The sequence below is a fragment of the Mycoplasma todarodis genome, from assembly GCF_004335995.1.
GTDB lineage: Bacteria > Bacillota_I > Bacilli_A > Mycoplasmatales > Metamycoplasmataceae > Mycoplasma_K > Mycoplasma_K todarodis.
Map to the genome: position 1 here is coordinate 1 of NZ_PSZP01000083.1, position 586 is coordinate 586.

Genomic DNA, 586 nt, shown 5'->3' on the forward strand with positions numbered 1-586 from the left:
AGCTATCAAAGCTGCAACTGGTGTAGATATTCCTAAATCAGTAGGTAAAACAACAGTTACTGGTGTAGTTCTAACTCCTAACCCAGATGGAACAATCGATGTTAAAGTTTCAACTTCAACAAAAGGTGCTTACCCAGAAGTTAAAGATACAACAGGTAAAGTTAAAGGTAATACAGATGCTACTGTAAAAAATTCAATCGACAGAGATAAAAACTTAGACACTATCAAAAAAGCTATTGATGGTCAAGATATTACGAAAAAACAAGGTGGTAAAAAAGCTTCAGAAATTACTAAGAAAATCAATGATATGAAAAAAGCTGGTAAATCAATTGATGAAATCCTAAAAGCTATCAAAGATGCAACTGGTATAGTTATTCCTAAATCAGTAGGTAAAACAACAGTTACCGGTGTAGTTCTAACTCCTAATAAAGATGGAACAGTTGATGTTAAAGTTTCAACTTCAACAAAAGGTGCTTACCCAGAAGCTAAAGATACAACAGGTAAAGCAAAAGGTAATACAGATGCAACAGCTGATGCTACTGCAACTAAGAATAAAAATGAAGCAGATATCAAGAAGAAAATTGAT

Annotated in this window: 1 protein-coding gene; it reads left to right on the top strand. The window is 33.1% G+C overall.

Going from position 1 to position 586, the window contains the following annotated elements; translation table 4 throughout:
- Nucleotides 1-586: hypothetical protein (locus C4B25_RS04830; RefSeq protein WP_168380721.1), on the top strand; the 586-nt coding region annotated here is incomplete at both ends.